Consider the following 4,541-nt stretch of genomic DNA (forward strand, 5'->3'; position numbering starts at 1 on the left):
TTATCTTAACAAATCTTGAAGGAGGCCTTGTCTTTAAGCCTTCTAATCCAGCACCCAATAATGTATTTAAGATAACAGTACCAAATTTAAGTAATACAAAACTTGAAGTGCTCAATGCTTCAGGAGTTACGGTATATCCAGAAAGTACTTTTCTTCAATGGGATGGAAAAGATACCAATGGAGAAGCCTGTGCCAATGGTACATACAGGTTTAATATAAAAGTAAACGGTACTGTTATTTATCAGGGACAGTTGATTCTTAAAAGAATGTAAGAATTGAAATAAGATTGTGGAAAAGAATATTTGAAGAGTTTTTCTTGTGCTGATAAAATGAAGTAACTTTGGTTAATAGGGGTATTTTTAAAGGTCAATGAATAGTTTAAATAGATTAAGTTTTTGGAGTAATAGTGAGCAATTAACTTTTAGAATTCTTACACTTTTATTTTTATTAATTGCATGGACTGGCGCTTACGCTGATTCATTTACATGGAAAGCAAACTCGACTAATAACACTTGGGAAGATCCTGCCAATTGGACTCCTACAAATCCTACTAATGCACAAGTTCCTGTAGATGCAAATAACAAGGTTGTTTTTAGATCTTCTGATAATATTACTATTGTAGCTTCTACCAATAATCATGCTCCAGAATTAAATTCCAATCAGACAATAGGAACATTTACAGTTACTTCGGGAATTTTTACAATAAGTTCAGGTTTTACATTAAATGTAACAGGCTCTGCTTCTATTGCTGGAGGGACTATTATTGATGGTTCGGGCGAGATAGCATTGGGTTCAGTTACCAGCTATAATTTGACTGTTGGAGGTGCAACTATTAATTGCGCAATTAGCGGCAATGTTAGTTCTCTATACCTACTTAATAATATATTTGGGAGTATGTCTAGTATCTCTTTAAAAGTAAGTAATTCGACTGGTTACTATAAAATAGGTGGAAACACCTTTAATGGACCTGTAACTCTTGAATCAAATGGCAATTCTGGAATAAGGTTGTCAGACCTTGCAGAAGATCGATTTAATAACGACTTAACATTGATATCTACAACCGGTTTAATTTATGCTTCTTATAACTATAGCACAATCTTTAATGGAAATATTGTTGTGAAGTCCACAGGACTTGGAGTTTATTTTGGGAATTCGGCAAGCAACAGTTTGATTACATCAACTCTGACTAGTGGTAAAACGATTAAGGCGAGTAGTTTTACGTTGGGAGTACTTACACTGAAGAACTTTATCCAACAGGGAGCTTCAACCCCGCAAGTTCTTGATTTGGGAGGATCTGCAGATTGTGTTTTTACATCAGGTAATGGAGTTGTGAGTCCACAAACAATCTTTGAATCTGTAATTACCGTTAGTTCTCCCATCATACATTTGAATGGGGGAAGGTTCAAAGAATCAGCAACATTTAATGCAACTAGTACAGCCACTTCAACGGGTGGAAACATTTATGAAAAATCATCTATTTTTAATTTTAATAATATAACCCCAAATGGTTACTGGACATTTAATGGAACTGACCAATACTTAGGCGAAACAGCTTTTATTAATAGTAATGTTGGGACGATTTATTTAGGTAACAGTACCGGTACCAATACTGCTACATTCGCAGGAAATGTTACCTGTGATAATAAATCGACAGGTGCAATAGTGCTTGCTTATGCTACCGGGGCAACTGTAAATTTTACTAATCCGGCCGCAAAAGTAAAATTCATAGCAAGATCTGGAAGTGTGAGGATGGCCGAGAATGGGACGACTAATATTGATTGTAACGTAGAAGTCAATTCGAATGGAGGGACAATTTATACGGTAAACGGGACCGGAAAAACATATTTGAAATCAGGAAGAACGATAAGGGTTGGAGAAGATTTGGGCTTTTCCCAGGGAACTTTGGATATCAAAAATTTTATTCAGGAAGGTACGACATCCCAATCTCTTCTTTTACCTTGTGATGGAAGTAACAATAATATATATATGCGATCCGGATGTGATTTTTCAGGAAACCTGACACTCGAGGCCCGTCAGGTTTTATTGCAGGGAGGAATCTACAGAGGTACTACAGATATATCTATGTGTTATAGTGGAGCAGGTGCTATTAATAATACCAATACTGAGCCGATCTCATTTAAAGGTGATGCTTATATCAGGAATAAGGGAGTTGCCAATATGATGCTTGGCTATGGGACTCCAGTTATTACTTTTGAAGGAAATACTTATTTCTACATTACCGGAACAGGAAATATAACATTGTCTTCTGGAGCAGGTAGCAAAACTGTTTTCGAAAATCCTGACAAGAAGGTATCGGTGAGTATCTCATCTGTTAATAATGCAACGGCGGGCTCTTTTTATTTTAGCCAGTATGGGTTATGTGAAATACAATCAGATGTAGAGCTGTCAAATAACGCCAATGCGAATATTGTATTCGGTACTTTAAGTACAGGTACAGCGACTTTAGCAGATGGTAAATCAATAAGAATTATACCGGGAACATTTACATATGGAAATATTTATTTCAGAAAGTTTACTCAGTATGGTAATGCTTTACAGGATATTGTTTTAGAAGGAACTTCAATGGTCTGGTTTGATCCTGGCTCAATTTTCAATGGTAAGTTAAATGTATCGGCTTCAAGGATTATTTTATATGGTGGATCAATATTTAACGATACTTGTTTTTTTGAAAAGACAGGAGGAACCATTGATAACTGGAATGGAGGAAATGAGTTTCATAAAAAGGTAACAGTCAAAAGCTCCGGTTCCTCATACGTTTTGACAGGATATTCAGGGACAGTGGATCATTTTTACGATGATGTTACATTCTGGAATGCTTCATCCGGAGGAATGTTTGTGAGTCAAAATGTAAATACTCAGTTTGATGGAAATATCCATTGTAAAAATACCGGAACCGGTTCTATTTCATTCGGAAATGGCGGCGGGAGCTCAACATTAGCCAATGGTAAGGAAATTAGTACTGAAGGATTCACCAGTTCTGGAGGTTTAAGTATTAAACATTTCAAACAACTTGATCCTTCCGCATCTCAAGAGATTATTTTAAGTTCTGAAGGTACGGGATATCTGACATTGGGAGAAGGGGTTGAATTTAATGGGCAAATAACTGTGAGTGCACCTAATTTTGGTCTAGGTGGAATTTATAGAGGAATCTCTTCTTTTACAAAATCCGGTATCGGAAACTCTGCAAGTAACCCAAATTCCTATTTTGAAACTGATGTTACCTTTACTAATTCTAATAATGGGGGTTTATATATTGGCAAAACAAACTGGACCTTTAATGGAAATGTTACATTTGAAAATTTGGGAGCTTCCGGAAGTATAATAATTTCTAATGGTTCTGATACAACTAATTTTAATGGTATCGACAAACTTGTAAAGTTTAAAAATGCATCATCTGGTGGTATAATAATTGCTAATTACGGGGTTTGTAATTTTAATAGCAATATAGAACTTTCAAATACTTCGACTGGGGCAATTCAATTTTGTACAGCAGGAGCAGCTAATGGAGCTAATGTGAATTTATCTTCTAATAGCCATCTTACAAGTGTTGGTTTCAATTCCGGGATATTGAATTTCAAAGCGACAAGACAAACTGCAGGTTCGCCAGATTTTATCCTGGACTTATCGGGAGCAAAGTTATTTATAGATGAAAAAAATGAATTCTATAGTAATTTTAAGATTACTTCATCAACTCTAAGTTTAAAATCTTCTATTTTTCATAGTTCTGTGGAATTTTTAGTTAAAAACGATATAGCAGGTAATAATAGTTCAAGCTTTGGAGGATCAATATTTTATTCTGATTTTACAGCAACTAATGAAGGCCCTCAAGGATTGGGACTTGTGAATGATATTTATATGGGGAATGCAACTTTTATAAAAAAGAGTACCGGAAGTTTAAATCCTTCATACTCGGGCACTTCAGAATTTTATGGAGATGTTATTTATAATGTCTCTCCTGGACAGACTCCCAACTCATTCGGTGGCAATGGAGGTATTACTGTTTTTAAAGGCGAGCAGCCTCAGACTATAAAATGTAATTATGGTGTATTAGGATTTGGAAGCGGAGGCATACAAATTAATAAATCCAATAATCATGTCACAATGAACACCAGTCTTAGTATTAGTTCTCCCATTACTTTCGTCAAAGGTAATTTTATTACTACTCCTGATTATTATTTTAGAATTAATAATCCAGTCAATATTACAGGTGCTTCCAATCAAAGCTATGTTGAAGGAAAAGTTAGAAGGGTTGGTGCTGGGGCATTTACCTTTCCAATAGGAAAGAACGGAAGATACAGACCCGTTATCATAAGTGATCCGGTTTCTGCCAGTTCGGATATTTATATGGAATATTTTAATCTTTCGCCAAGCGGTTCCGCCTTTACCAGTCCGGTCATGGACGTAAGTGAATGCGAATATTGGAATATTAATGCTGTTACAGCAAATCCGTTCTCGGTCACTCTTAGCTGGGATGCAGATGCTTGCACTCCAATCAATCCAAACGTCATCTCTGTTGCTCG

General features: G+C 35.9%; 2 protein-coding genes. Both read left to right on the plus strand.

Annotated features, from left to right (window positions below):
• The coding region (locus J7604_RS26080) for a gliding motility-associated C-terminal domain-containing protein (protein WP_293903272.1) at window positions 1-272 on the plus strand (272 nt) is incomplete at its 5' end.
• 97 nt (window positions 273-369) lie between these two features.
• Window positions 370-4,541: hypothetical protein (locus J7604_RS26085; protein ID WP_293903275.1), on the plus strand; the 4,172-nt coding region annotated here is incomplete at its 3' end.

Source organism: Sporocytophaga sp. (genome assembly GCF_017745095.1).
Lineage (GTDB): Bacteria > Bacteroidota > Bacteroidia > Cytophagales > Cytophagaceae > Sporocytophaga.